Below are 26,250 nucleotides of genomic sequence, written 5' to 3' on the forward strand. Positions count from 1 at the left end.
ATGCGGAACGCGGTCAGCCACGTTCGGCCGTGGGTGCCGAACATCCCCATCGGGCGAGTGCTTATTTGAGCACCTACATTAAATCGACTAATGCCGTCACAATAACTCGCATCAAGCCTGACAAAAAGCCCCACACCTCGCAAAGTTTCCTTTCGGTACCTTTGGGCAATTCTCACGACAAGATGAGCAGGGTGATCGACTCGGATACCCTGGCCCCACCTTTGCCCGTCTTCCCTCCGTCCGCACTCGCCTGGCCTGCTGAACCGGCTGAACGGACAAAGTCACGGAGAGCTCAATGACGTGTCCCCCCGACGGCACCGGGGCGATCTCATGCGGGTGATCGCCCGGCGGCTCCTCGACAACGCGGTGGTCTGCGGGATCATCGGCGTCGTGAGCCTGATCTGTGTCGCCGAGGCGGCAGGCAGGCTCGGGCTCATCTCCACCACGCAGTTCCCGCTCGCCTCGACCATCCTGGTCAACGCCGTGCAGCTCGCCGCGGACCCGGAGTTCCTCGGCGACGTCGCGGCCACCTTCGGCGGCTGGGCGCTCGGCCTGGTGCTCACCGTGGCCGTGGCCGTCCCGGCCGGCCTCCTTCTCGGCAGCCTGCCTCCGGTCGAAAGGGCGCTGCGGCCGATCATCGAGTTCCTGCGCCCCATCCCCTCGGTGGCGCTCATCCCGCTGGCCGCGTTCATCTTCACCGAGCGGCTCGACATGAAGATCGCAATGATCATGTACGCGTCCACGTGGCCGATCCTGATCAACACCATCTACGGACTCAAGGACGTGGACCCGGTGGCCAAGGAGACGCTGCGGGCCTTCGGATTCGGCCCACTGTCCGTGTTGTGGCGGGTCTCGCTGCCGAGCACGGCGCCGTTCATCGCGACCGGGGTCCGCGTGGCCGCGACGATCGCGCTCATCCTGGCGATCAGCACGGAGCTGCTCGGCGGCGGCTCGGACGGCATCGGGACCTTCATCATCGTGGCGGGCAGCAGCCCCGACGGCCTGACGCTGACCGTGGCCGCCACCGTCTGGGCGGGCATCCTCGGCATCATCGCCAACGGCGCGCTCGTCTGGGGCGAGCGCCGGATCTTCCGCTGGCACACGGCCATGATGGGAGCGACGCAGTGATCAGGAAGTTCTTCGCGGGCGTGCTGCGGCTCTGGATCGTGCCCGTCGTGCTGATCGCGTGGGAGCTGGCCACGCGGGCCATGGAGCACCCTTTCTTCCCCCCTCCGCTGGAGATCGTGACCCACATGGGCGAGCTGTGGTTCAGCGGCTCCCCCGGCCGGCTGTGGCTCAGCGAGACCGCCTTGGACAACTTCCCGCACAGCCTGGCCCGCCTGCTGGCGGGCTGGATCCTGGCCGGCGTGATGGGGGTGACGATCGGGATCATGCTCGGCCGCTCGCCCGTCTTCTACCGCTTCGTCGACCCGATCATCCAGTTCGGGCGCGCCCTGCCTCCGCCCGCGCTGCTGCCGATGTTCCTGGCGCTGTTCTCGACGGGCGCGCGGATGCAGATCGTGACGATCACTTTCGGCATCGTCTGGCCGGTGCTGTTCAACGCGGCCGACGGCGCGCGCAACGTCGACCCGCAGCACCTGGAGACCGGGCGCGTCTTCCAGTTCAGCGGGGTGCAGAGATTGTTCAGAATCATCCTGCCGTCGGCGATGCCGAAGATCTTCGCGGGACTGCGGCTCAGCCTCTCACTCGCGCTGATTCTCATGGTGATCGCGGAGTTCTACAGCACCGAGGGCATCGGGTTCCAGTTGCGGGCCGCACAGCGCTCGTTCGACATCGCGGGCGTCTGGGGCGCGATCACCCTGCTCGGCGTCCTGGGCTATCTGCTCAACCAGGGCTTCCTGCTGGTCGAGCGCAGGGCCTTGAGCTGGCAGCGGATCGCCTGAGACAAAGGGGCGGCGTACGGGGCATGCGCGTCGCCCGCATTGCTGGAACGCTCCCCAAGGCGCCGAAATTCAGGAAAACCATATAAATGCGAATATTTACTCTATGTAGTGATATTCGGTTGCAATGTTCCTGACGGTGCCACGGCTCGAATCCAGGCTTACGCTAGGCTCTATCCCCCCAAGATCGCGCCTCATCTGCGTTGTTCACATGCGTCTTCCCTGGAGCGTTCATGTCCGGTCTTCGGCGCCGTCTGCGCATTTCCGCCCTTTTACTCACTGCCACCGCGATGCTCGCCGGCGGATGCGGGGGCGGCGAGCCGAGCACCTCCGCTTCCGCCGGCGGGGTGGAGGAGCCCGACCTCGTCGTCGGCATGCTGCCCCTCCCCGAGGTCGCCCCCATCCAGATCGGCATCGACAAGGGCTTCTTCAAGGCCGAGGGCCTCAATGTCAAGATCGAGATCATCCAGGGCGGCGCCGCGGCACTGCCCGATCTCGTCTCCGGCAAGCTCAGCGTCCTGCACAGCAACTACGTCTCCGCGATCCTCGCCAACGCCAGCGGCAAGGCCACCCTGAAGGTCGTCGGCGATGCGTACACGGCCAAGCCCGGCAACTTCATGCTGATGACGAAGAAGGGCTCGCCGATCACCAAGATCTCCGACCTCAAGGGCAAAACGATCGGCGTCAACACCCTGCAGAACGTCGCCGAGCTGTCCGTCAGCGCGCTGCTGAAGGCCAACGGCCTCGCCCCTACCGATGTCAAGTTCGCCGAACGCCCGTTCCCCGAGATGGCCGGCGCGCTCGAAAGCGGCCAGATCGACGTGGGGTTCCTGCCTGAACCGTTCCATCAGGTGGCTGCCGGCGCCAACGGCGCCGTCAAGCTGACCGACATGTTCACCGGGCCGACCGCCGACTTCCCGATCGCCGGCTACCTCACCACGGGCAAGTTCGCGACGGACAACCCGAAGACGGTAGCCGCCTTCCAGCGCGCCCTGCGTCAGGCCACCGAGCTGGCCATCTCGAACAGCGCCGAGGTCAACACGGCTCTGGGCAAGTACACGAAGATCGACAAGGCCACCGCCGATCTCATGCAGCTCGGCGGCTTCTCCACCTCGGTGACCGCCACGCGGCTGCAGCGCGTCGCGGACCTGATGCTCGAGTTCGGCTACCTCAAGGAGAAGTACGACGTCAACGTGATGATGGCCGGGGGAGCCTCATCGTGATCGCCACGGCGCTCTTCTTTTGGCCTCACCCCTGATCGAGGTTGGAGGAAGCCCGATGCGGACGATGATCATCGGTGGGGGCATCGGAGGGCTCACCACCGCGCTGAGCCTGCACGCCGCGGGCCTCGACTGCGAGATCGTGGAGGCCGCCGAGGCGCTGCGGCCGCTCGGGGTGGGCATCAACCTGCAGCCGCACGCCGTACGCGAGCTCACCGAGCTGGGGCTGGACGGCGAGCTCGCGGCGAGCGGCGTGGAGACCACCTTCGTGACCTTCACCGATCGCGCCGGCAACGAGATCCTGGCGCTGCCCCGCGGGCGACGGGCGGGCTACCGGTGGCCGCAGTACTCCATCCACCGCGGCCGGCTGCAGATGATCATGTTGGCCGCGGTGGAGGAGCGTATCGGGCCGGTCCGCACGGGGCTGCGGTTCGAGGACTTCGAGCAGGACGGCGACGGGGTCACTGTCACTCTGTATGACCAATCGTCGGGTGCGACGCTGCGCGAGCGGACGGACGTCCTGGTCGGCGCGGACGGCGTGCTCTCCGCCGTGCGCGCCCGCCTGCACCCGCAGGGTGACCCGCTGATGTGGGACGGGATCAGGATGTGGCGCGGCGTGGCCGTGGCCGACCGGATCATGGACGGCGCCACCGTGCTCGTGTCCGGGTCCAACTCCGCGGGCAAGTTCGTCGCCTACCACATCTCCGCCACCGACCCGCGGCTGGTCAACTGGGTCGCCGAGGTGAAGGTGGCCGAGGGCGGCGTGATCGACGAGGAGGCCGACTGGTCGCGGCCGGGGCGGCTGGAGGACGTGGCCGGGCACTACGCCGGCTGGAACCATCGCCACTTCGACATTCCCGCGCTCATCGCGGCCTCCGACCGGATCCTCGAATACCCCATGGTGGACCGCGACCCGCTGCCGTACTGGGGCGAGGGCAGGGTGACGCTGCTCGGCGACGCCGCGCATCCGCTCTACCCGATCGGCTCCAACGGCGGGTCGCAGGCCGTCCTCGACGCGCGGGTGCTGGCCAGGTGCCTGGCGGGCGCCGGCGATCCGGCCGCGGCCCTGAAGGCGTACGAGAACGAACGGCTGCCCCCGACGGCGGCGCTGCTGCACGGGCACCGGTCGCTGCCCACGGACACATGGGTGGACCTGGTGGCCGAGCGCGCGCCGGACGGCTTCTCCGACATCTCGGAGGTGCTCACCGAGCAGGAGCTCGCCGCCATGGCCGACGCCCAGCACCGGCTCACCGACGCGGACGTGCGGGAGCTGAACGAGCGGCCCTCGTGGAGCGTGCGCCGCTGACCCTGCCGGTCGCGTCGCCGCCGTCCTCACCCTGACCGGCTGCGGCGGTGCGACGACCGTCCTGGTCCGACAGCCCAGGAAACATCGGCAGGCGACCCGAAATGCGTGATCATATAGAGGTGCTCTTTGACCACGACCAGAAAGGCACGGTCATGAAGCTGGCCAGGATCGTAGTCGCAGGTATGACGATCGCGCTGACGCTGAGCGCGTGCGGAGGAGGGGCCGGCACCGGCACCGGCGGCACAGCCTCCTCGGGCGGCCTGGAGAAGACGGAGCTCCTGGTCGGTGTGGTGCCGGTGCCGTCGTCCGCGCCGCTGTTCATCGCGGAGAAGCGCGGCTTCTTCAAGGCCGAGGGCCTGACCGTCAAGACGGAGATCATCCAGGCCCCGCAGGCGGTCATGCCGAAGATCCTCAACGGCAGCATGGACGCCTTCCTGACGAGCTACGTGTCGCTGATGGCGATCAACGACTCCGGCGCCGCCAAGCTCAAGCTCTTCCAGCACACCCAGGAGGCCGCACCGGGCGTGGCCGGCGTGGTCGTGGCGAAGGGATCGCCGATCAAGACGGCCGCCGGCCTCAAGGGCAAGACGATCGCGGTCAACGTGCTGAAGGCGCTCGGGCAGACGCTGACCAACGCCCACCTGCAGGAGGCCGGGATCAGGCCGGAGGACGTCAAGTACGTCCCGGTGCAGTTCGCCGACCAGCTCAGCGCGCTGTCCTCCGGCAAGGTGGACGCGGCGTGGCTGGTCGAGCCGTTCCTGACCGCGGCCAAGAAGAGCGGCGCGACGCAGGTCATCGACACCACGGACGGCGTGACGGCAGGCGTGCCGATCGACGGGTGGGGTGTCAGCGAGGACTGGCTGGCCAAGAACCCGAAGACGGCCGCCGCCCTGCACCGCGCGCTGGCCAAGGCCCAGGAGATCGCCGGCTCCGACCGCAAGGCGATCGACGAGGTCGTGCCGGCGTACACGCAGATCCCTGCGGACGCGGCCGCGGCCATGACGCTCGGCAAGTTCTCGGCGGAGCCCGACAAGGCGAGCGTCCAGAAGCTGGCCGACCTGCTGCACGGCTATGGCTACCTCAAGGCGAAGGTGGACGTGACGCAGCTGTTCGCGCCGCTGAGCGGATGAGCGAGCGGGCGCTCCTGGGGGCCGCCGGGGTCGCGGGGTTTCTCGTCGTCGCCGAGCTGGCGGGGCGGGCCGGGCTGATCCCGGGCGTGCTGCCGTACCTCTCGGACGTGCTGGCCACAGCGGCGCGGCTGCCGATGGAGGCGCCGTTCAGGGCCGACGTGCTGGCCACCCTGGCGGCCTGCCTGAGCGGGCTGGCCATCGCGATCGCGGTGGCCGTGCCCGCGGGGCTGCTGTTCGGGACGGTGCCGTTCATGGAGCGCTCCGCGCGGCCGCTGGTGGAGTTCCTGCGGCCGATCCCGTCGGTGTCGCTGATCCCGCTGGCCGTGTTCCTGTTCCCGGCCAGCCACGACGCCAAGACCGCGCTGATCGTCTACACCTGCTCGTGGCCGCTGCTGATCAACACCATGTACGGCCTGAGCGACGTCGATCCGCTGGCCAAGGAGACGCTGCGGAGCTTCGGCTTCGGCCAGCTGGCGGTGGTGCTGCGGGTGAGCCTGCCGAGCGCGGCGCCGTTCATCGCGACCGGCGTGCGGATCGCCGTGTCGGTCACCCTGATCGTGGCGGTGAGCGTGGAGCTGCTGGCGCCCGGCGGGGGCGGGATCGGCGCGTTCCTGTCGCTGGCGGGCAGCGCGAACCGGGTCGATCGCATGCTGGCGGCGACCGTGTGGGCGGGGCTGATCGGGCTGGCCGCCAACCTGCTGTTCACGGCCGGGGAGCGGCGCGTGTTCCGCTGGCACCACGCGCGTACGGGCGGCGCCTCATGATCCGGCGGCTGGCGTGGTACTGGCTGCTCCCCGTGGCCGCGGTCGCCTGGGAGCTGGCCACCCGGTCTGCGCAGGCCGCGTACTTCCCGCCGCCGTCGCGGATCGTGGCCAGGCTGCACGAGATGTGGTTCTCGGGGCCGCTGTCGCGGGCGTTCCTGACCGACGAGGCCGTCGCCGACCTGCTGCCGAGCCTGGCCAGGCTGTTCGCGGGCTGGGCGATGGCGTGCGCGGCCGGCGTGCTGGCCGGCGTGGCGCTCGGCCGCTCCGGCCGGCTGTCGGCCCTGGTGGAGCCGCTGCTGCACTTCGGCAGGTCGGTGCCGCCGGCCACGCTGCTGCCGGTGTTCCTGGTGCTGTTCAAGATCGGCACGCCGATGGAGCTGGCCTCGATCGTGTACGGCGTCATCTGGCCGGTGCTGATCAACTCCATGGAGGGCGCCCGCCACGTCGACCGCCAGTACATCGAGACCGGCGCCGTCTACCGGCTGAGCCCCTGGCAGCGGCTCACCCGGATCGTCCTGCCCGCCGCGTCCCCGAAGATCTTCGCCGGGCTGCGGCTGAGCGTGTCGCTGGCGCTGATCATGATGGTCATCTCGGAGCTGGTCGGCAGCAGCGAGGGCATCGGCCACCGCATGCTGGAGGCGCAGAGCCAGTTCGACATCCCCGCCATGTGGGCCGGGATCGTGCTGCTCGGGCTGCTCGGCATCGCGCTCAACGCCGCGTTCCTGGGTGTCGAGCGGCTCGTCCTGTCGTGGCATCGCGGCGCCAGGAACGCTGCTTAGCCCGTGCCGAACAGCCGCTCGATCGACTCCGCCTGGCGGGCGCGGAACCACGCCCGATCCCGCGCGCCCGCGGCCAGCCCGCCGGGCGGCTCGCCGTCGTGCCTGGCGTACTCCTCGGCCCACAGCCCGGTCTTGACCCGGGACAGCAGGTTGCCCATGCCGGGCCGCCGCCGGGCGCGGCGCAGCGCCGTCACATCGAGCTCCGCCGCGGCCACCAGCGATTCCCCCGCGCCCGCCTGCGCGAGCGCCCGCCCCTCGTAGTCGATCAGCTCCGAGCCGCCGTTGGTGGAGTCGCCGGGGATGGCGATGCCCGACAGGCCGCCGCTGTTGGCCGAGACCACGTACGCCAGGTTCTCCACCGCCCTGGCCCGGCGGGCGATCGCCTTCGGCGTCAGCGCCGGTGACGACGCCTCGGAGGTGGGATGGCAGAAGATCTCGGCGCCGCGCAACGCCAGGGCGCGGGCCAGCTCGGGCATCAGGATCTCCTCCGAGGCCAGCACCGCCAGGTTGCCGATCTCGGTGCGGGCCACCGGCAGCACGCCGTCGATGCCGTAGATCTCCAGGTAGCGGTCCCACACGTCGTACGGGCTCGGCGTGAACATCGAGTGCAGTCTGCGGTAGCGCAGCACCACCTCGCCGCGCGGGGAGAGGATCACCGACGCCTGGAAGTACAGGTCCGGGAAGTGCTCGTCGCGCTCGTACGCGTTCACGCACAGGAACACCTCGTTCCGGGAGGCGATCTCGGCCAGCGCCCGATACTCCGGGCCGCCGGGATCGAGCGCGGCCCGGTCCCGCCACTCGGCGAAGCTTTCCCGCATCGGGAACCCGGTCAGCACGTATTCGGGCAGCACCACCAGTCGCAGCTCGGGCCCGAGCCAAGCGGTCGCCGCGCCGACCTGCGCGCCGATCCGCTCGACGGCGGCCAGGATCGAGCCCCGCGGATCGGCGGCCGCGTTGACGGCCTTGGTCTCGACCTGCAGCGCCAGAGCGGTGAACGCGGTCATGTCAGCCGACCCGCCTCTCGTCGATGAGGGTGCGCCGCACGCACACTCCGTCCTCGAGCCACTGCCAGACCCGGCTGCGCGTGGCGCCGTCCGCGCTCAGCACGATCATCTCGTACAGCCGCAGGGGCCGCCCCTTGTACTCCCACGTGAGGTACATCGTGGTGTCGTCCAGCTCCCGGAACTCGCCCTTGAGCCGCTCGGTGTCGAAGCCGCACCGCCCGCCGCCGAGATACGTGCCGGGGAACTCGTGTGTCTCGGTGCGCCCGTCGTCCCAGGTGTAGCGGTTGATCTGGTGGTAGGCGGCGTCGTCGACGACCCGGCAGGTCATCCGGACGCGGTGCCGGTCGAGGAGGTTCCCCTCGCGGTCGACGTGGCGGTACTCGCCCTCCCACTCGCCCTCGTGCCGGGCCAGCAGCGGCATGTCGGCGCGCAGTCCCATGCGGCTACTCCTTCGTCGCGTGCCACCAGGGGTCGGCGGCGCCGGATCGGTTGATCAGGTAGGCCCTGCGGCGCAGGAACCGGAGGATGGAGGCGGCGCCCATGCGGGAGGCGCCGAGCCCGGACAGGCCGAAGGAGTGCTTCTCCCCCTCGTGGACGAGCGCGGTCAGCGCGGCGTCGTCGACGCTGACCGCCCCGGCCCGCAGCCGGGCGGCCAACGCCAGAGCCTGCTCCTCCGTGGCGGCGAAGACCGCGGCGGACAGCCCGTACGCCGAGTCGTTGGCCAGCGCGACCGCCTCGTCGGGCCCGTCCACGGCCATGACCGGCAGCACCGGGCCGAACGTCTCCTCCGTCATCACCAGCATCGTGTGGTCGACCCCGGACAGCACGGTCGGGCGGCACCAATGGCCGCCGCCGTGCCGCTCGATCGCGCCGCCCGTGTGCACGACCGCACCCCTGGCCACGGCGTCGGCGAGGTGCGCGGCGATCACATCCGGCCGGTCCGGCGCGATGATCGGCCCGATCGGCCCGCCCTCGCAGGTCAGGTCCACCTGGGCGGCCTTGGCGGCGAGCAGCGCCAGGAACTCGTCGTGGACCTCGCGGGCCACGTAGACGCGCTCGATGGACTGGCACGACTGCCCGGCGTTGGCGGTGCCGCCCCACAGGATCGCCGACGACGCGCGGGCGAGGTCCGCGCCGGCCAGCACGATCGCCGGGTCCTTGCCGCCGAGCTCCAGGTACGCGGGCACGAACGCGCGGGCCGCCGCCTGCGCCACCAGCCGCCCCGTCGGCACGCTGCCGGTGAACACCACGGCGTCCACCATGTCCACCAGCGCCGCGCCCGTCTCCCCGTCGCCCTCGACGACCGTGAGCGGCAGCTCGGCGGGAACCAGCCGCATCAGCGGCTCGATGAACCTGGGCGTGATCTCGCTCGGCTTGACCAGCACCGCGCACCCGGCGGCCAGCGCGGGGACTGCGTCGATGAGGCCGAGCAGCAGCGGGAAGTTCCACGGGCTGATCACCCCGACGAGCTCGTACGGCACCGCGTCGCCGCCCACGACGACGCCCGGCAGCGAGGCGGGGACCTCGGCCGGCGGCGCCAGCAGCGCGGGTGCCCGGCGTACCCACCGGTCGATGAGAGCCGCGGTGATCTGCCGCTCCAGCAGGGACTCCGCCATTCTGCCGGTGTCGGCCACCAGCGCGGCGAGCAGGTCTTCGTCAGCCGCGAGCGCCGCGCCGAACCGCGACAGGACCGCGCCGCGATCGGCGGCCGCCCAGGCGGTGGACCGCGCGCGCAGCCCGGCCGCGGCGGCGGCGAGCCGGGACGGCGGGATGGGGGCGAGTGGCCTGTCGACCTGCCCGGTGAGCGGGTCGAGCACGTTCATCGGCGGCTGCGCTTCGGCATGGTGCTCCTGCGGTGCTCGGGGAACCCGCAGCCATTCTGATCATGAGGGTGTCGGCCCTGTCAACGCGCCGGGCTCAGCCGCCCCAGCCCGGCACGGCCATCCGTACCGTGAGCGCGTGTTCGACGAGGTCGATCAGGGCACTCTTGACCGAATCCTTCTTGCGGGCGTCGAGCCGCACCATCGGGATGTGCGGGGCCAGCGTCAGGGCGTCGCGCACCTCGGAGTCGCTGTGCGGATATTCACCGTCCCAGCCGTTGACGCCCACGATGAACGGCAGTTGTGCCTCCTCGAAATAGTCGATCGCCGGAAAGCTGTCGGCCAGACGGCGCGTGTCCACCAGCACGACCGCGCCGATCGCCCCTCGTACCAGGTCGTCCCACATGAACCAGAACCGGTGCTGCCCGGGCGTGCCGAACAGGTAGAGGATCAGGTCACGATCGAGGGAGACCCGGCCGAAGTCCATGGCCACGGTCGTGGTCGACTTCAACGGTGTCATGCCGAGGTCGTCGATGCCCGCGGAGGCGTCCGTCATGACGGCCTCCGTGGTCAACGGCATGATCTCCGACACCGCACCGACGAACGTCGTCTTGCCCACCCCGAAACCTCCAGCCACCACGATCTTCGTCGAGGTGAGGCCGGGGCTAGAGCCTGCGAAGTCCACTGAGCACCCTTTCGAGCAGATTAACGTCCGGCCGGCCGGCGTCCAGCTGTGGCTGGTGCACGCGGACCAGGCCTTCGGCCGCCATATCAGCGATCAGCACGCGGACCACGCCGAGCGGGATCCCCAGCAGGGCCGACACCTCTGCCACGGACCGGACCTGCCGGCACAGTTGGCTGATCGCCTGGTACTCCGGCGTGATATGCGAGAACTCCCGGTGCTCGGCCGTGGCCGAGGACACCAGAGCCTCCATCGCCAGCTTGACCCGCGGCGCCGTCCGTCCACCTGTCACCGCGTACGGACGGACGGGCGAAGCCGGGTCTGGGTTCAGCTGCGACTGGGACTGGGGCTCGGGCGGAGGCGCCCAACCGCCGCTGTTCCATCTCGGGTCTGTCACCTACATCACCTGGTCTGGCTGGCGCGCAGCTCCGCGCGCACAGCCGGGGTCAGCACCTGACCGGCGCGATCCACCATCAGCGTCATCTGGTACGCCACCAGACCCATGTCGCAGTCCGGGGCGGCCAGCACCGCCATGCAGGAGCCGTCGCTGATCGACATGATCAGCATCAGCCCCCGTTGCATCTCCACGATCGTCTGATTGACCGCACCGCCTTCGAACACTCTGGCCGCGCCCTGCGTCAGGCTCACCAGCCCCGACGCGATCGCGGCCAGCTGATCAGCCCGGTCGGCCGGAAAGCCCGACGACGCCGCCAGCGGCAGCCCGTCGGACGAGACGACCACCGCGTGCGCGACACCTGGGACCGTGCTGACGAAATCGGTGATCAGCCAGTCGACTCCGCGTGCCGCGTGGCTGAGATCGTTCATGCGCCCTCCTTCGTCGGTCGCATGAACGACAGTCGGCTGTGTTTGATCGGCCGCTCGCTCCGCTCGCTCATGCGCCCTCCTCCCTGTCGTTGTTCCAAGGGCTCGAGGGACCGGAGGGCAACGCCCTGCCCTCGCTGATGTCGTCGCGCGCTGCCCGGAAGCCCTGCTGGAAGCTCGAGAGCCGGCTGCGTATCCGGTCCGGCGACACCGACGGCATCGGCGTCACGCCCTTCGGCGACGACGACGTGTCCGCCGAGCCCGGCACCAGGTTGGCCTTGGGCACCCGTTTGGGCAGCCCGGCAGCCGTCGATCCGTCACGCACCGGTTCCACCACAGCCTCCGCAGCGCTCCAGCCCTCGTCCGCCTTGGTCGAGCTCCAGCTCTTGTCGCGCCCGAACCAGGCGGACTCCACGGCGGCGAAGATCGGCAGGTAATCGTCCCCGGCGGACGCGGCCTGGGCAGCCGGCATGTGTCCCGTCGCCGGGGACTCGGTCTCGGGGAAGTCGAACCCGGGCCGCTGCGGCGGCATGGTGTCGCCGTTCCAGCCGCCGCGCGGCGGCTGGGGCACGGGGCGCTTGGGCAGGCCGCGGTCGCCGTTCCAGGCCGGGCCGCGGGGCGGCGACCAGACATCGGCGCTGTCGTACCCGCTGCCGGCGCGCGATTCGCCGGACCAGGCGGTGGGGTCGGGCTGCCACTGGGGCGGCGCCGGCCAGCCGCCGCCCGCCTCCGGGTTCGACGGGAAGGACGGGTGGCCGGGGCCCATCTGGTACGTGGGGGGCTGCGGCCAGTCCGTGGCGGGCGGGGCGGGATGCGGTCCCGAGTACGGCTCGTCCCTGCCGCCGCCGCTCGCCGCGCCCGCCAGGGCAGGCGGCTGCTCGCCCGGGAAGGCGGGCGGCCGGTCGCCCATGAACGAGGAGGCCGGCTCACCCGCGAAGGCGGGCGGCTGGTTGAACGACGGAGGCTGGTTGCCGGAGAACGACGGCGTGCCGGCGAGGTTCGGGGCCTGGGAGCCGAGCATGTTCTCCGGGATGAGTACCATCGCGGTCAGGCCGCCGGAGGCGTGCGGCCGCAGCTGCACCCGGATGCCGTGCCGGTGCGCCAGCCTGGCCACCACGAACAGGCCCATCCGCCGTGAGACCGACACGTCCACGGTCGGCGAGTCGGTCAGCCGCTCGTTGGCCTGGATCAGCTCCTCCTGCGTCATGCCGATGCCGGAGTCGGTGATCGACAGCATCACGCCGCCGCCGTCGATCCTGCTGCCCGACACTGTCACCCGGGTCTCTCGCGGGGAGAACGACAACGCGTTCTCGACCAGCTCGGCCAGCAGGTGGATGACGTCGTTGACGGCCTGGCCCGCCACCGAGACGCCGTCTGGCACCTGGAGCACCACCCGCTCGTAGTTCTCCACCTCCGACAGCGAGGCCCGCGCCACGTCCACCAGCTTCACCGGCTGGCTCCACCGGCGCGGCGGGTCCTGCCCGGCCAGCACCAGCAGGTTCTCGCTGTTGCGCCGCATGCGGGTGGCCAGGTGGTCCAGCTTGAACAGGTTGCCGAGCCGCTGCTCGTCCTGCTCGCCCTGCTCCAGCCCGTCGATCAAGGTGATCTGCCGCTCCACCAGCGTCTGGCTGCGCCGCGACAGGTTCACGAACATGGCGTTGACGTTGCTCCGCAGCCTGGACTCCTCGCCGGCCAGGCGGACGGCCTCGCGGTGCACCTCGTCGAACGCCCGCGCCACTTCACCGATCTCGTCGTGCGTGTTCACGCCGATCGGGACGACGGGGCCGACCGTGCCGTCGGTGCTCTCGCGCAGCTGCCGCACGGTCTCGGGCAGCCGCTGCTCGGCGATGTCGAGCGCCTCGCGGCGCAGCCTGCGTAGCGGCCTGATGAGCGAGCGGGCGATGAGCGAGATGATCGCGAGCACCGCGAGCAGCAGGAGCAGGATGAGCCCGCCGGAGATCAGCGCCGAACGGTTGGCGCCCTCCTCCAGGGCGCGAGCGCGCAGGATCACCGAGGAGGCCAGGTCCTTCTCCACGCTGCGCAACGCGTCGATCTTCCCGGTGCTGACGTCGAACCACGTGGCCACGTCCTTGTTGGACGGCACGCCGATGCTCAGTTCCTTGCCCTCGGCCGACTGCGCCATGGCGCGCAGCCGGAACAGGTCCGTCTGGTCCACGTCCCTGCCGACCACCGTGTTGCGGTAGAGCTCCAGCTGGTCGAGGTTGGCCAGCGTGGCGAACAGCGTCGTCTCGCTCTCCTCGCGCGACTTGGCGTCGGTGAGCGCGTCGAGCTCCCCGCTGTCGAAGCCCTTCTTGTCCAGCGCGCTGGCCAGGATGCCGCGCTGCTTGGACGCCTGTGCCTTGGCCCTGGCGATCGCGCCCACGGCGCTGGCGCTGTGGGAGACCTCGTCGTCGACCGCGACCTGGCCGACCTGGTCGTGGAACTGCAGGAGGGCCGCGATGATCTGCGAATACTTCTGGATCATCGGGAGCGGCTGGATCTTCCCGTTGACGGCCGTGTCACGCAGCGTCGGGATCTCCTCCAGACGCCGCAGCACCGGTCGTACGGCATCGGGATGAGTGTCCATGATCGCCTGTGCCCGCTGCTTGGCCTCGTCGATGAGGCCGTTGACCCCGCTGTAGGTGGTGCGGAGCTGGGCCTCGCGGGTCTCCGGCCGGCCCTGGACGATGTAGAGGGCGGATTCGTCGCGTTCGAAGGACAACCCGTGCGTGACGGCCCCGAGCTGCTCGCTGACCTCGGCGACCTCTCGGAGGGTCTGGTAGGTGTTGGCGTCGCTGAGCGAGGTGATCACGTTCAGGCCGCCAAGACCCACGGCCACGGCCGTGGGCACGACGATCAACGCGACGAGGCGCGACCGTACGTGCCAGTTGCCCAGCCCGAACCTGCCAGAGGATGGTGTGGACAGCCGTTGCTTCTGATGGCCGTGCGGCTCGCGGTCAGCGGAAGCTTCAGCGCTCTGCGTTCTCACTTGCCTTCGCAACCTCTCGCCCTGGAGGGGAATACTCGGTGACCATGCAGGTAAATGCACGTGGGGCAATATGTACGTCGAGATAAGCGCCATTTGAGCACACGGGTTAGCCAGGGCCAACCACTACTAGTGCCCCAATGAGGTGTTTATCCCTGATTGTCCGAAAAATACAACAGAATCGGTAGACCCCCGCCCATCAGGGGATATAGGCAACAGAAGGCCCTCCCACGAGCCATCTCCAACCCGTGGAAAGCGATCGAAAGCAATCCCCATCAGTAACGGAAGTCTCGCAAGTCACCTCCTTCCCAAACAGGACAAACACTGAGATACTTACGGCCCGTCAAATTTTCACGATATAGCGCCAAACAGACATTGCAACCACAAGTGTTGTTTTTGCGATAACAACCGCGAATTTGGTGTTACGGTCGATCCCTGCTGTGCGTCAGGCACACAGTCCCCGGGAGCAGAAGCCGCCCGGTTCACCCCCTGGCTCCATCTGAAGGGAGTCCCTGACATGAGGCTTGGCCGTCCCGCCAGGGCCGCCATCATCGGGTTCGCTTTGACACTCGGCGCCGTCGCGTGCAGCACGGGCGGCTCCACGACCGCAAGCGCGCCACCGTCCGCCTCCGCCGCCGGTGGCCTGGAGAAGACGAAGCTCAAGGTCGCCACGCTGCCGGCCATCGACAGTGCCGCCATCTACGTCGCCATCGACCAGAAGCTTTTCGAGAAGGAGGGTCTGGAGGTCACTCCGCAGGTCGTCCAAGCCGCCCCGGAGGCCATCCCCATGATGCTGAACGGCGAGATCGACGCCATGTTCGGCAACTACGTGTCGATGTTCCAGGCCCATGACAAGGGCTCGCTCAAGCTGCGGATCCTGGCCGAGGGCTCGCGCGCCGCCCCCGACTCGCTGAGCATCATGGCGCTGCCCAACTCGCCCATCAAGACGCCCAAGGACCTCGAAGGCAAGACGGTCAACGTGAACGTCCTGCACAACTTCCAGGAGCTGGCGCTCACGCAGGTGCTCAAGGCCAACAACGTCGACCCGGCCTCCATCAAGTACGTCCAGGTGACGTTCCAGAACATCATGCCCTCGTGGAAGGGCGGCCAGATCGACGCCGCCTACCTGGGCGAGCCCATGGTCACGGCGGCCACGGCGTCGATGGGCGCCCGTAAGATCCTCGACCCTGCCTCCGGCCCCGCGGCCGAGTTCCCGATCTCCGGGTACGTCAGCACGCAGGACTGGTACGACAAGAACCCGAAGGTCGCGGCGGCGTTCCAGCGGGCCATCCACAACGCGGCCAAGCTGATGGAGACCAACCGCGAGGCGGTCGCCAAGGTGCTGCCGAACTTCACGCAGATCGACGCGTCGACGGCGGCCACCGTCACGTTCCCGTACTTCTCCAGCAACGACAACCCGGTCCGCCTGCAGCGCGTGGCCGACTGGATGCTGGAGGCCAAATGGCTCTCCAAGGCGATCGAGGTCAAGTCGCTCATGTCGCCGACCACCTCCGGGTGAGCGCGCGGACCCTGACCCCCGCCCGCCCGGCCACGACCGCCACGCGGTGGTCGCGCCGGGCGGCCGGGGCCGTCGCCTTCGCCGCGCTGCTCGAGCTGCTCAGCCGGACGGGCCTGGCCGATCCCGAGTTCCTCCCGCCCGCGACGGAGATCGCCGGGCGGGCGATGACGCTCGTGCTCGACCCGGCCTTCCGCGCGCACGCCCTGACGAGCCTGCTCGCCTGGGCCATCGGGCTCGGCCTCGCGGCCGTGATCGCGGTGCCGCTCGGCCTGCTGCTCGGCAGCGTACCGATCATCGACGCCGCGACCCGCTCGGTGGTGGAGTTCCTGCGGCCGATCCCCTCGGTGGCGCTGATCCCGCTGGTGGCGCTCGTGATCGGCACGGGCCTGCAACTGCGCGTCACGCTGGTGGTCTACGCCTCGCTGTGGCCGATCCTCTACAACACGATGTACGGCCTGCGCGGCGTCGACCCCCTGGCCAAGGAATCGCTCAGGTCGTACGGCTTCGGCCCCCTGTCCGTGCTGCTGCGGGTCTCGCTGCCGTCGTCGGCGCCCTTCATCACGACCGGCTTCCGGCTGGCCGCCGGGGTGGCGCTGATCCTGACCGTCAGCACCGAGATCGTGGCCGGGCGGGGCGAGGGCATCGGCGTGTTCATCTTCTTCGCCGGTATCGCCGTGCCGGCGCGGATGGCCGACATCCTGGCCGGGGTCTGCTGGGTGGGCCTGTTCGGGGTGGCGGTCAACGCGCTGCTGGTGGCGGCCGAGCGGCGGGCGTTCCGCTGGCACCACGCGCGGTTGGGAGAGCCGGGATGAAGGCCACCGCAGTCGCCGGCAGAGCCCGGGTCGCGGAGAGAGCCGGAACCGCGCGGAGGAAGGGCGTGCGCACGGCGGCGTTCCGCTGGCTGGTGCTGATCGTCCTCGTCTTCGCCTGGGAGACGGCCACGCGGGCGGCCGGGAGCGCGTTCTTCCCACCGCCGAGCACCATCGTGGCGCGGATGCACGCCATGTGGTTCTCGGGGCCGCCTGGCACGCTCTTCCTGACCGACCTGGCCATCGAGAACATCCTGCCCAGCCTCGGCCGGATGGCCGCCGGGTTCGCCGGGGGCGCCCTGGCCGGGGTCGTGCTCGGGCTGGCGCTGGGGCTGTCCGCCCGGGCGTACGACTATCTCGACGGGGTGCTGCAGTTCCTGCGGGCGATCCCGCCGCCCGCGCTGGTCACGGTGTTCCTGGTGGTGTTCGGGTTCGGGCTGCGGATGCAGCTGGCGTTCATCATGTTCAGCATCGTGTGGCCGGTGCTGCTCAACACCGCCGACGGCGCCCGCTCTGTCGAGCCGCTTCACCTGCAGACGTGCCAGGCGTTCCGCCTGTCGCGGGCCGAGCGGCTGCGCCGGGTGATCCTGCCGTCGGCGCTGCCCAAGATGTTCGCAGGGCTGCGGCTGGCCCTGTCGCTTTCCTTGATCGTCATGGTGTTCTCCGAGCTGCTGCCCGGCACCACGAACGGCATCGGATTCCAGATCACGGACGCGTACGCGACGTTCGACCTGCCCGCCATGTGGGCCGGGATCGTGCTGCTCGGGATACTCGGCTATCTGCTGAACGAGCTCTTCCTGGTCGTGGAGCGCCGCGTGCTCGCCTGGCATCACGCCGCCCAGCAACTGGTCGGCTAGCTGTGGGAGCCCGCGGCGAAAGAGTAGGATCACGCCTTATGAGGTCTACCCGAAGAGGTTTACCTGACAGACATGTCCAGCTTTTCTCGCTCCGATAGAGTCTTGTGCTGACTCCCGTGCTGTCAGCGGTCTCGCCCCCCTGAGGAATTCCATTGCTCGAGATAGACAACCTCTCCCACATTTACGGCGGCGGTAGCCCGAACGCGCACCACGCCATCAATGGCCTCAACCTGAGCGTCGCCGCGGGCGAGCTGCTGTGCATCGTCGGGCCGTCAGGCTGCGGAAAGTCCACGCTGCTGCGGTCGATCGCCGGCCTGATCACCCCGACGGGCGGCCAGGTCAGTGTCGAGGGCAACGTGGTGCGCCAGACGCCGGACAACCTCGCCGTGGTCTTCCAGGACTACAGCCGCTCGCTGTTCCCGTGGATGTCGGTGGCGGACAACGTGGCGCTGCCGCTGCGCCGCAAGAACATGGACAAGCGCCAGCGCCGCGAGGCCGCCCAGGAGGCTCTGGAGTCGGTCGGGCTGGCGGGCGCGGAGCGCAAATACCCGTTCCAGCTCTCGGGCGGCATGCAGCAGCGGGTGGCGATCGCGCGGGCGCTGGCGTACCGGCCGACGCTGATGCTCATGGACGAACCGTTCGGCTCGGTGGACGCCCAGACCAGGGAGGACCTGGAGGACCTGCTCCTGAAGGTGCGCGGCCACCACCAGATGACGATCGTGCTCATCACGCACGACATCGACGAGAGCGTCTACGTGGGCGACCGCGTGGTGGTCCTCTCCAAGGCCCCCGCACACGTGGTAGGCGACCTCAAGGTGGATCTGCCCGCGCCCCGCGACCAGATCACCACCCGCGAGCACCCCGACTTCGTCCACCTCCGCGCCGAGGTGGGCCGCCTCGTCCGCGGCCACGCGGCGGTCTGACCGGTTCCCGGGCGGCCGTTGAGCCTGGGGCCTGTCACCGACCTGCGGACTGCGCCACGAGCCTTACCGTCAACCCTGTTCGCCACTCTCGCGTCAAGCGTGATCGTGACATGCGTAAAGTATGCGGCTTAACAGTACGCATGTGATTCAGGAGCTTGACGTGACGACGCTTTCTCGCAGGAACCTTCTCAAGGCGGGCGCGATCGGGGTGCCGGCCGCGGCTTTGGCCGGACGCCCGGCGCTGGCGGCCGCGCCCTTACCGGTGGTGGAGACCTCGGGCAGCGCGCCGGTCCAGCTGGCCGGGTTCGACAAGGTGATGAAGACCTTCGTGCAGGACCGCAAGATCACCGCCGCCCAGCTCGCCATCATGAAGAGCGGCAGGATCGTGCTCGCTCGCGGCTACCGCTACAACGACTTTTCCAGGGCGCTGCCCACGGTGTCGCCGACGTCGCTGTTCCGGATCGCCAGCGTGAGCAAGAACATCACCTCGGCCGCGATCATGCGCCTGGTGCAGGACGGCAAGCTGAGCCTGTCGGCCAAGGTCACCCAGCTGCTGGGACTAACCCCGGCCGACCCCCGCATGGCGCAGGTCACCGTGCTCCGGCTCATGCAGCACCTGGGCGGCTGGGACAAGGACGTCTCCAAGGATCAGCTCTGGCTGGACCACACCATCGCGGCCACCCTCGACGTGCCGCTGCCGATCGGCCACGCCGACATCATCCGGTACGCCACCGCCCGTCAGCTCGACTTCGACCCGGGCACGAAGATGGTCTACAGCAATTACGGCTACATGCTGCTCGGCCGGATCATCGCGAAGGTCTCCGGCACGTCCTACGAGTCATACATCAAGACCAAGCTGCTCCAGCCGCTCGGCATCACCCGGATGCGGCTCGGCAAGAGCCTCAGGAGCCAGGCGGCGCCCGGCGAGATCGCCTACGAGTCGCAGTACACGAACAAGTCGGTGGTGGACACCTCCGGCACCGTCGTCCCGTTCCCCTATGGCGGCTTCAACATGCCCAACCAGGACGCCAACGGCGGCTGGCTCGCTTCCGCCGTGGACCTGGTCCGCTGGACCCTCGCCTTCGACAAGCCGGGCACCGTGCTGAGCTCGGCTTCGATCGCCAAGCTCGTCGCCAAGCCGGAGATCGGCATCAACGAGTACGGCTCCTGGTACGGCGGCGGATGGTGGGTTCGCCAGGTCACCGGCCACCTCAACACCTGGCACAACGGCTCCATGCCGGGCACGTTCACGTACCTGGCCCGGCTGCAGAACGGGTTCAGCTACGCCGTGCTGTTCAACCGGCGGGAGGAGAGCGGGTCGCTGGACTACGACACGATCGACGACGACATCAACAAGGTCAGCGTCTCCTCCTGGCCCCAGGGGGACCTGACCGGGAGATACTTCTGAGAAAGGATGGGCAGCATGGATCGGCAACTGCTCAGCGCCATCGCACACCGCGACCACCCGATCGCCGCCCCCATCTCGGAGGCCAACCTCGACCGGTTGCTGCGCCGGGCGGCGCTGCCGGACGGGGCCCGCATCCTCGATCTCGGCTGCGGCGAGGGCGAATGGTCGCTCCGGGCGCTCGAGCTCGTCCCGTCCGCGGTGGCCGACGGCGTGGACCTCTCCCCGCACGCCCTGGCGTCCGCGGAACGGGCCGCCGCCGCGCGCGGCCTGTCCGACCGGCTCCGGCTGCACCTGACGCCCGCCGCCGAGTTCTCCGCCACCGAGCCGTACGATCTGGTGCTCTGCCTGGGCTCCACCCACGCCTTCGGCGGTTTGAAGGACACGATGGAGGCGATCGCCGGATACGTCCGCCCGGGCGGGCTGGCGCTGGTGGGGGAAGGCTTCTGGGAACGGGCTCCCGCCCCGGACCTCGTCGAGGCCATCGGTACGTACCCCGACCTGACAGGGACCGTGGCGACCGCCGAGTCCGGCGGCTGGCTGACCGTCCACGGCCATGTGAGCGACCTGGCTGAATGGGACGAGTACGAGTTCTCGTGGACCGGCACGCTGGCCCGCTGGGCCGCAGACAATCCCGGTCCCGACGGCGACCAGGCCCTCGCCGCCATGAGGGAGCACCGCGAGATGTGGCTCAACGGCTACAGGGGCATGCTCGGCTTCGTCTCCCTCCTGCTCCGACGCGTGTAGGCCGCTTCCCCTCCTGATCCAGCGCGTGCGCTACCTCAGGTGAGCTCCAGGCCGCCGTCCACGGTCAGCACCTGGCCCGTGATCCAGGTGGCGGCGGGGTCGGCCAGGTGCACGATCCAGGTCGCCACCTCCTCGGGATCCCCGCGCCGGCCGAGCGGGATCCGCGCGACCTCATCCTGCTTGATCTGCTCGACCACGCTCCCGGGCAGACCGGCGGCGGCCAGCGCCTCGCTCTCGGTGGGCCCGGGCGCCAGGGCGTTGACGCGGATGCCGTCCGCGGCCAGCTCCAACGCCCAGCTACGGGTCAACTGCTCCAGGGCGGCCTTGGAGGCGGCGTAGTGGGCCGCGCCCGGCAGCGGCCGGTGGCCGTACGTGCTGGAGATGTTGACGATCGCGCCGTGTCCGGCACGCAGGTGCGGCAGCGCCGCGTGGGCGAGCAGGCTGGGCGCGGTGACGTTGAGCGCGAACAGGTCGCTGATGCGCTGGGCGTCGGTGTCGGCCAGCGGCATCACGGCGGTGGCCCCGGCATTGTTGACCAGCACGTCCAGGCGCCCCCACCGCTCGATCACCGCGTCGACGATCGCCCGCGCCGCCTGCTCACCGCCGCAGATGTCGGCGGCCAGGACGGCGATGCCCGGATGCTGAGCGGCGGTGTCCTCCAGGGCAGAGGCCCGGCGCCCGACTCCGAGCACGTGTGCTCCGGCGCGGGCGAAGGCGAGCGCGGCGGCCCGCCCGATCCCGGACCCGGCTCCGGTCACGACTACGGCCCTGCCCCGCAGGCGGCCGGCGGACTGGTCGGCCACGGCTTCTCCTTCGTTCGATGTTCGTGAAACGTCGAACAAGCTACCATGGGTGGATGAAGAAGGCACATCACCCCGAACTGGGCGAGATCACGCTGACCGAGGTGATGGCCGCCCTGAGCGACCCGATCCGGCTCGGGCTGGTACGGGTGCTGGCGGACGGGCGCGAGCGCGGCTGGGGCGAACTGCGGGCGCCGGTGGCCAAGTCAACGCTCAGCCACCACCTGCGGGTGTTACGTGACGCCGGACTCACCCGTACTCGCCAGGAGGGCACCCGCTGCTTCGTGATCCTGCGCCGGGATGACCTGCAGACACGCTTTCCCGGACTGCTTCAGGTGGTGCTGGCCGCGGCGGAGGCGGACGACGTGGGCGCTCATGTCGGCGTCAGGCCCAGCGCCGACACCGCCCGGCCCCCACTGGAGCCGGCCCGCGACCGATGAGACCTGGCAGGCCCAGGATCATCATTGAGCAGTCGCTACCGGAAAAAGTCGTCCAGCTCCCGGACGGCCTGATCGAGGTCGTCCGCGACTCCCCGCTGCAACAGCCTCACGTAGAGACCATCGCCGGTGACTCCGAGCCGCCGTATCTGAGCGGCCCGCACCCTCATTCCCGCCTGGACATCATCGATGATCGTTCCTGGATCCCCCGTCCATCCGTACGTGTCCAGAAACCGGCGTAACCGCGCGGGCCGCGAAGCGAAATCGGTGAATCCCTCCGATGCGGCCACGTGACGTGCGTGGAGCGGCACCCAGCACATGGCTACGAAGGCCACATCCGAGTCCACCGTGGTCGGCCCGGCGAAATCCCAGTCGAAGAAACCGACCAGTCGTCCGGAGTGCCAGGAGGCATTGAATGGGCCGGTGTCGTTGTGCCCGATGATCAACCCCGGTGACCATCGTTCGCCGGTGCGCCAGTGAGCGTCCGCGGACGGCACGAAATCGGCCACGGCCTCGTGGTAGGCGCGCAACCACTTCGCGACCTGGATGAGCGTGTCCTCGGCGTGGGCCCACTCGGGCCACACGGAGCGATCCCCGACGGCATCGCCGTCCAGAAAGGAGAGAATCTCGCGCCCGTCCGAATCGATGCCCAGAACGCGGGGAACCCCTTCGAACCCCTTGTTTTCCAGATGCCGCAACAGCTCATGGACCGACGTCGTCCACGCCCCCACCTGCCGCCGGACTGTGCGCCCTACCAGGACCGCGCCTCCGTCGTTGCCGCCCCCGAGCCGATTCCCAGCCACGTGCCACCTCGCCAGACCCTGCCTCGACCGCCGGGTACGGCATCGATCAGCCGCAGCGCGTTCAAAGAATCGCCGCCGGATCGATGAAGTCGTCCAGAACCCCCGACGTCAGGAAGCATTACTGACCGCTCCGGCAAGGTCAAGAGCTCCGTGGAACGCTCCCGCCGCTCTGGGGATCGAGACGGCGGACGCGGACGGCGTTGCGGACCTTCCTGCCGTCCTCCTGCTCGTCCTCGCACTCCCCCGCCAGGACGTATCCGAAGCCGTCGTAGACGCGGGCCAGCTCGGCGCTCCCCGCCCAGTGGTCCAGCGCGAGCGCGGGAGCCCCGTACGCCCGGGCGCGGCGTTCCGCCTCCTCCATGAGCGCCGAGCCGACGCCACGCCCTCCAGGGCCCCGGTCCGACATCACGGTGTGCACGAACATCGCCCCCTCGGTCACCAGACCCGCGGGGATGCGCGGCGGGACCATCGGCGCCGCGGCGAGCAGGCCCACGCAGGCGTGGTCGCGCTCCGCCAGCGTGATGACACCCTGCGACGTCCAGTCCGCGACCCGCTCGGGAAAGCCCGGGATCCGGGAGAAGGGCACCGTGCCCCATTGCTCCGTCCGGCCTCGCTCGACGAGCCAGCCGAGGACGGCGTCCATGAGGGACACCAGGGCCGGAACGTCCTCCGCCGTCGCAGGGCGCAGGGTGATCCGCCGGTCTGACATGTCCGCCTCCACAAGAGTAGACTGCGCTCGATGGAAGAAACTTTAATTTCCTAAGGATTAGATTGTCAAAGCAATCTAGGATCGACACCGTCACCCGGGCCGTCCAGGATCTCCAGGACGCCACGGACCTCATCGACGAGCTGGCCGCCCGCCACCTGGGCATCAACCGCACGGATCTGCGCTGCTTGAGCCGGCTCAGCGCCCGCGGCGCGATGACGGCGAGCGACCTGGCCGCCGCCGCCGGGCTCACGGGCGGCGCCATGACCACCGTCATCGACCGGCTGGAGCGGGCCGGGCTCGCCCGGCGCGTCCGGGACTCCGTGGATCGGCGTCGCGTTCTCGTCCATCTGACCGAGCGCGCGGAGCGGCTCAGCGCGCAGATCTGGGGCCCCATCGTGGTCGACGCCCAGGCCGCGCTCGGCGGGTTCAGCGCCGCCGAGCTGGACCTGATCGAGAGGTTCCTGACCATGGCTCTGCGCAACCAGCAGCGGCACGCGGATCGCCTGCGAACCGAGCCCCACCCTCCCAGCCGCTGACCACCTCATCAGGGTGCCGCGCATGCCGGTTCAGAGGGATTCGCTTCCCGCTGTCGTGAAGAGCAGGTCTGCGAAGGGAACACTTGCCTGCTACGGGCCGTTTCCCCAGCATGGGGCGGGTTGATGATTTCCTGGAGCGGCATCCGTGGTCCACATTCCCGGTGGTTGCCGTGGCCATCGGCGCGATCCCCCTGGCCCTCTGGGACGAGACCGCCGGCCAGCCGCACTTGTGGCCTCGTCTCGCCATGGGCGCCGCGATCGGCACCGGCCTCATGGCCGTTCTCACTACCCTGGCCATGATCCGCAGGTCACGCCGGACGGTCGTGACCGCCATGGCCCTGGTCGTCCTGCTGGCAATTTCCGTCGTGGCCGGAATGGTGGGGTTCACCAGGAATAATCGTGCACTTCAACTGGAAGACCCCGGCCAGACCGAACTGGTGGGCGCCGTGGTGGCGATCGACGCCTGGGGCGCGATGGCGGTGCTGGTGATAAGCGTTCACGTGCTGACCAGGCAGGCACGCGGCCGCCGGCACGTCGGCCGGGTGGAGGAGTTCGGCCAGGGTGTGTGGTACGCGGCGGCCTGCGATTGCGGCTGGCGCGGCGAGGTCGTACGGGATAGTTCGACGGCTTTCACCAACGCGGGCAACCACGCGAACAGGGTCCAGCTCACCGTACGGAAGATCGCGCACCTCCCTTAGAGCGCGGATCGCCGCCACCGCCGCGGTGCTGCTTCAAACAGCATCCCTTGACAACCAAGTAGTTATATTAATACCTGGTTATGAATGGAGGGGTGCATGGCGGAAACCCTTGATGCCACTTTCGCGGCGCTCGCCGATCCGACGCGCCGGGCCATCCTGGCCCGGCTCAGGTCGGGTGAGGCCACGGTGACGGAGCTGGCGGCGCCGTTCGACATGAGCCAGCCGGCCATCTCCAAACACCTCAAGGTCCTGGAGCGCGCCGGGCTGATCTCTCGCGGCCGGGACAGGCAACGACGTCCCTGCCGCCTGGAGGCCGACGCGCTCAAGGAGGCCACCGACTGGCTGGAGGGCTACCGGGACTTTTGGGAGAACCGCTATCAGCAGCTCGATGCCCTCCTGGCCGAGCTCAACGAAAAGGATGCCCGTGATGAATGAGATCGCAGACCGCTACCGGCGCCGGGCCGACGCGTTCGAGCGCAAGGTCGTGTCCGTCCGCCCCGGCCAGTGGTCGAATCCGTCCCCGTGCGAGAAGTGGACGGCCAGGGACGTGGTACGGCACATCATCGACATGCACGAGGCGATGCTACGGCCCATCGGCCGCTCCCTCGGCCCCGCGCCGTCGGTCGACGACGACCCGGTGGCCGCCTTCCGCGCCGCCCGCGCGGACGTGGAGGCGATCTTGGACGACCCTTCGCTCGCCGCCCGGGAGGGCGACACGCCCACCGGCCGGATGACGGCGGACCAGCACATCGATCAGGTCGTCAGTGACGATCTCCCGATGCACGGCTGGGACCTCGCCCGTGCGACGTCCCAGGACGACACGATGGACCCCGCGGATGTCGAGCGAGCCTGGTCGGCCATGAGAGCGATCCCCGCCGACCTCATGGAGAGGTACCGGACGCCGGGCGCGTTCGGGCCGGGGATCGAGGTGTTCGGCCCGGAGGTGAAGGTCGAGGAGGACGCCTCCGCTCAGGACAGGCTGCTCGCCTTCATCGGGCGGGATCCGCGGTGGCGGCCGTGACCACGGCTTTGACCATTGCGACTCCATCGGACCGCGCGATCGTCATGACGCGGTCGTTCAACGCCCCCCGCCACCTGGTCTTCGCCGCGTGGACCAAGCCTGAGCTGGTCGCACGATGGTACGGCGCGAAAGGCTGGGACATCGTCGACGCGCGGATCGACCTGCGAGTGGGCGGCGCCTGGCGGTTCGTCTGGCGTGGTCCGGGCGGCGCCACCATGGCCTCCGGCGGCGTCTACCGCGAGACCGTCACACCTTCCCGGCTGTCCTACACCGAGTCTTTCGACGACCACTGGTATCCGGGCGAAGCGCTGGTCAGCCATGACTTCACCGAGGAGGACGGCACGACCACGCTCACCACGACACATCTGTTCGCCTCAAGGCAGGCACGTGATCTGGTGATCGCCTCCCCGATGGCACGCGGTGTCTCCGAGGGCTACGAACGGCTGGACGAGGCACTCGCAGAGGCAGGAAGCCGGTGAAACACCTGTTGCCGCAGTCCGGCGAACCGAGGGTCTGAAGAGGCCGGTGAACTGCGGGTCGCCGAAGGGCCCGGCGCACGATGCCACCAAGGT

Annotated in this window: 29 protein-coding genes; 19 read left to right on the forward strand and 10 right to left on the reverse strand. The window is 69.5% G+C overall.

Annotated features, from left to right (window positions below; genetic code table 11):
- Positions 1-300 precede the first annotated feature (300 nt).
- From EJK15_RS22800 to EJK15_RS22830, 7 genes are all read left to right on the forward strand, one after another.
- A complete protein-coding gene (locus tag EJK15_RS22800; protein WP_240777148.1) occupies positions 301-1,128 on the forward strand; it encodes an ABC transporter permease in 828 nt (275 codons plus the stop codon).
- A complete protein-coding gene (locus EJK15_RS22805) occupies positions 1,125-1,904 on the forward strand; it encodes an ABC transporter permease (RefSeq protein WP_240777149.1) in 780 nt (259 codons plus the stop codon). Before EJK15_RS22800 ends, EJK15_RS22805 begins: the two co-directional genes overlap by 4 nt.
- A gap of 230 nt (positions 1,905-2,134) precedes the next feature.
- The gene (locus EJK15_RS22810) at positions 2,135-3,124 is read left to right on the forward strand and encodes an ABC transporter substrate-binding protein (RefSeq protein WP_138712492.1); all 990 of its coding nucleotides are present in this window, start codon (positions 2,135-2,137) and stop codon (positions 3,122-3,124) included.
- 55 nt (positions 3,125-3,179) lie between these two features.
- A complete protein-coding gene (locus EJK15_RS22815) occupies positions 3,180-4,427 on the forward strand; it encodes a flavin-dependent oxidoreductase (protein WP_171074476.1) in 1,248 nt (415 codons plus the stop codon).
- 119 nt (positions 4,428-4,546) lie between these two features.
- Positions 4,547-5,557 carry an ABC transporter substrate-binding protein gene (locus EJK15_RS22820; RefSeq protein WP_171074477.1) on the forward strand — a complete coding sequence of 337 codons (1,011 nt, stop codon included), beginning with the start codon at positions 4,547-4,549 and terminating at the stop codon, positions 5,555-5,557.
- The gene (locus EJK15_RS22825) at positions 5,554-6,321 is read left to right on the forward strand and encodes an ABC transporter permease (protein WP_138712494.1); all 768 of its coding nucleotides are present in this window, start codon (positions 5,554-5,556) and stop codon (positions 6,319-6,321) included. Before EJK15_RS22820 ends, EJK15_RS22825 begins: the two co-directional genes overlap by 4 nt.
- The gene (locus tag EJK15_RS22830; RefSeq protein WP_138712495.1) at positions 6,318-7,100 is read left to right on the forward strand and encodes an ABC transporter permease; all 783 of its coding nucleotides are present in this window, start codon (positions 6,318-6,320) and stop codon (positions 7,098-7,100) included. The genes EJK15_RS22825 and EJK15_RS22830 overlap by 4 nt, the downstream gene beginning before the upstream one ends.
- On the opposite strand, the gene EJK15_RS22835 is transcribed toward EJK15_RS22830, so the two are convergent.
- From EJK15_RS22835 to EJK15_RS22865, 7 genes are all read right to left on the reverse strand, one after another.
- The gene (locus EJK15_RS22835; protein ID WP_138712496.1) at positions 7,097-8,104 is read right to left on the reverse strand and encodes a nitrilase-related carbon-nitrogen hydrolase; all 1,008 of its coding nucleotides are present in this window, start codon (positions 8,102-8,104) and stop codon (positions 7,097-7,099) included. The genes EJK15_RS22830 and EJK15_RS22835 overlap by 4 nt on opposite strands.
- 1 nt (position 8,105) lies before the next feature.
- Positions 8,106-8,543, reverse strand: coding sequence for a DUF3598 domain-containing protein (locus EJK15_RS22840; RefSeq protein WP_138712497.1), 438 nt, complete (start codon positions 8,541-8,543; stop codon positions 8,106-8,108).
- A gap of 4 nt (positions 8,544-8,547) precedes the next feature.
- On the reverse strand, positions 8,548-9,927 hold the full coding sequence (locus tag EJK15_RS22845) for an aldehyde dehydrogenase family protein (RefSeq protein ID WP_138712498.1): 1,380 nt from the start codon (positions 9,925-9,927) through the stop codon (positions 8,548-8,550).
- 94 nt (positions 9,928-10,021) lie between these two features.
- Positions 10,022-10,609 carry a GTP-binding protein gene (locus EJK15_RS22850; protein ID WP_138712499.1) on the reverse strand — a complete coding sequence of 196 codons (588 nt, stop codon included), beginning with the start codon at positions 10,607-10,609 and terminating at the stop codon, positions 10,022-10,024.
- Positions 10,590-10,937 (reverse strand): DUF742 domain-containing protein, encoded by a 348-nt coding sequence (locus tag EJK15_RS22855; RefSeq protein ID WP_138712547.1) that lies wholly within the window; start codon positions 10,935-10,937, stop codon positions 10,590-10,592. Before EJK15_RS22855 ends, EJK15_RS22850 begins: the two co-directional genes overlap by 20 nt.
- Before the next feature lie 71 nt (positions 10,938-11,008).
- Positions 11,009-11,431 (reverse strand): roadblock/LC7 domain-containing protein, encoded by a 423-nt coding sequence (locus tag EJK15_RS22860; protein WP_138712500.1) that lies wholly within the window; start codon positions 11,429-11,431, stop codon positions 11,009-11,011.
- Positions 11,432-11,498: 67 nt separating this feature from the next.
- Positions 11,499-14,417 carry a sensor histidine kinase gene (locus EJK15_RS22865; RefSeq protein WP_171074478.1) on the reverse strand — a complete coding sequence of 973 codons (2,919 nt, stop codon included), beginning with the start codon at positions 14,415-14,417 and terminating at the stop codon, positions 11,499-11,501.
- A gap of 514 nt (positions 14,418-14,931) precedes the next feature.
- On the opposite strand from EJK15_RS22865, the gene EJK15_RS22870 reads away from it, so the two are divergent.
- The 6 genes from EJK15_RS22870 (at position 14,932) to EJK15_RS22895 (ending at position 20,674) form a co-directional block, all read left to right on the forward strand.
- Positions 14,932-15,933 carry an ABC transporter substrate-binding protein gene (locus EJK15_RS22870; RefSeq protein WP_138712502.1) on the forward strand — a complete coding sequence of 334 codons (1,002 nt, stop codon included), beginning with the start codon at positions 14,932-14,934 and terminating at the stop codon, positions 15,931-15,933.
- Complete coding sequence (locus EJK15_RS22875; RefSeq protein ID WP_138712503.1) at positions 15,930-16,745, forward strand: ABC transporter permease; 816 nt, start codon at positions 15,930-15,932, stop codon at positions 16,743-16,745. Before EJK15_RS22870 ends, EJK15_RS22875 begins: the two co-directional genes overlap by 4 nt.
- A complete protein-coding gene (locus tag EJK15_RS22880; protein ID WP_138712504.1) occupies positions 16,742-17,599 on the forward strand; it encodes an ABC transporter permease in 858 nt (285 codons plus the stop codon). The genes EJK15_RS22875 and EJK15_RS22880 overlap by 4 nt, the downstream gene beginning before the upstream one ends.
- Before the next feature lie 152 nt (positions 17,600-17,751).
- Positions 17,752-18,522: an ABC transporter ATP-binding protein gene (locus EJK15_RS22885; RefSeq protein ID WP_171074479.1), complete on the forward strand. Its 771-nt coding sequence runs from the start codon at positions 17,752-17,754 to the stop codon at positions 18,520-18,522.
- 160 nt (positions 18,523-18,682) lie between these two features.
- Entirely contained in the window at positions 18,683-19,930 is a 1,248-nt protein-coding gene (locus tag EJK15_RS22890; protein WP_138712505.1) for a serine hydrolase domain-containing protein, read from the forward strand.
- Between the two features lie 15 nt (positions 19,931-19,945).
- Positions 19,946-20,674 carry an SAM-dependent methyltransferase gene (locus tag EJK15_RS22895; protein ID WP_138712506.1) on the forward strand — a complete coding sequence of 243 codons (729 nt, stop codon included), beginning with the start codon at positions 19,946-19,948 and terminating at the stop codon, positions 20,672-20,674.
- 35 nt (positions 20,675-20,709) lie between these two features.
- Here the strand turns inward: EJK15_RS22895 and EJK15_RS22900 are convergent, their stop codons facing one another.
- Complete coding sequence (locus EJK15_RS22900; RefSeq protein WP_138712507.1) at positions 20,710-21,477, reverse strand: SDR family NAD(P)-dependent oxidoreductase; 768 nt, start codon at positions 21,475-21,477, stop codon at positions 20,710-20,712.
- 53 nt (positions 21,478-21,530) lie between these two features.
- On the opposite strand from EJK15_RS22900, the gene EJK15_RS22905 reads away from it, so the two are divergent.
- On the forward strand, positions 21,531-21,914 hold the full coding sequence (locus EJK15_RS22905; protein ID WP_138712508.1) for an ArsR/SmtB family transcription factor: 384 nt from the start codon (positions 21,531-21,533) through the stop codon (positions 21,912-21,914).
- A gap of 35 nt (positions 21,915-21,949) precedes the next feature.
- On the opposite strand, the gene EJK15_RS22910 is transcribed toward EJK15_RS22905, so the two are convergent.
- Positions 21,950-22,714: a phosphotransferase gene (locus tag EJK15_RS22910; protein ID WP_138712509.1), complete on the reverse strand. Its 765-nt coding sequence runs from the start codon at positions 22,712-22,714 to the stop codon at positions 21,950-21,952.
- 139 nt (positions 22,715-22,853) lie between these two features.
- The gene (locus EJK15_RS22915) at positions 22,854-23,423 is read right to left on the reverse strand and encodes a GNAT family N-acetyltransferase (protein WP_138712510.1); all 570 of its coding nucleotides are present in this window, start codon (positions 23,421-23,423) and stop codon (positions 22,854-22,856) included.
- A gap of 62 nt (positions 23,424-23,485) precedes the next feature.
- Here EJK15_RS22915 and EJK15_RS22920 point away from each other — a divergent pair, with 62 nt between their 5' ends.
- The 5 genes from EJK15_RS22920 to EJK15_RS22940 all read left to right on the forward strand — a co-directional run bounded on the left by EJK15_RS22920 (position 23,486) and on the right by EJK15_RS22940 (position 26,157).
- The gene (locus EJK15_RS22920; RefSeq protein WP_171074480.1) at positions 23,486-23,959 is read left to right on the forward strand and encodes a MarR family transcriptional regulator; all 474 of its coding nucleotides are present in this window, start codon (positions 23,486-23,488) and stop codon (positions 23,957-23,959) included.
- A gap of 110 nt (positions 23,960-24,069) precedes the next feature.
- Complete coding sequence (locus EJK15_RS72915; RefSeq protein WP_206061049.1) at positions 24,070-24,657, forward strand: hypothetical protein; 588 nt, start codon at positions 24,070-24,072, stop codon at positions 24,655-24,657.
- Positions 24,658-24,753: 96 nt separating this feature from the next.
- Positions 24,754-25,092 carry an ArsR/SmtB family transcription factor gene (locus EJK15_RS22930; protein ID WP_138712512.1) on the forward strand — a complete coding sequence of 113 codons (339 nt, stop codon included), beginning with the start codon at positions 24,754-24,756 and terminating at the stop codon, positions 25,090-25,092.
- Positions 25,085-25,678, forward strand: coding sequence for a TIGR03086 family metal-binding protein (locus EJK15_RS22935; protein WP_138712513.1), 594 nt, complete (start codon positions 25,085-25,087; stop codon positions 25,676-25,678). Before EJK15_RS22930 ends, EJK15_RS22935 begins: the two co-directional genes overlap by 8 nt.
- Positions 25,675-26,157, forward strand: coding sequence for an SRPBCC family protein (locus tag EJK15_RS22940; protein WP_240777150.1), 483 nt, complete (start codon positions 25,675-25,677; stop codon positions 26,155-26,157). Before EJK15_RS22935 ends, EJK15_RS22940 begins: the two co-directional genes overlap by 4 nt.
- Positions 26,158-26,250 lie beyond the last annotated feature (93 nt).

It is taken from the genome of Nonomuraea basaltis (assembly GCF_005893125.1).
Lineage (GTDB): Bacteria > Actinomycetota > Actinomycetes > Streptosporangiales > Streptosporangiaceae > Nonomuraea > Nonomuraea basaltis.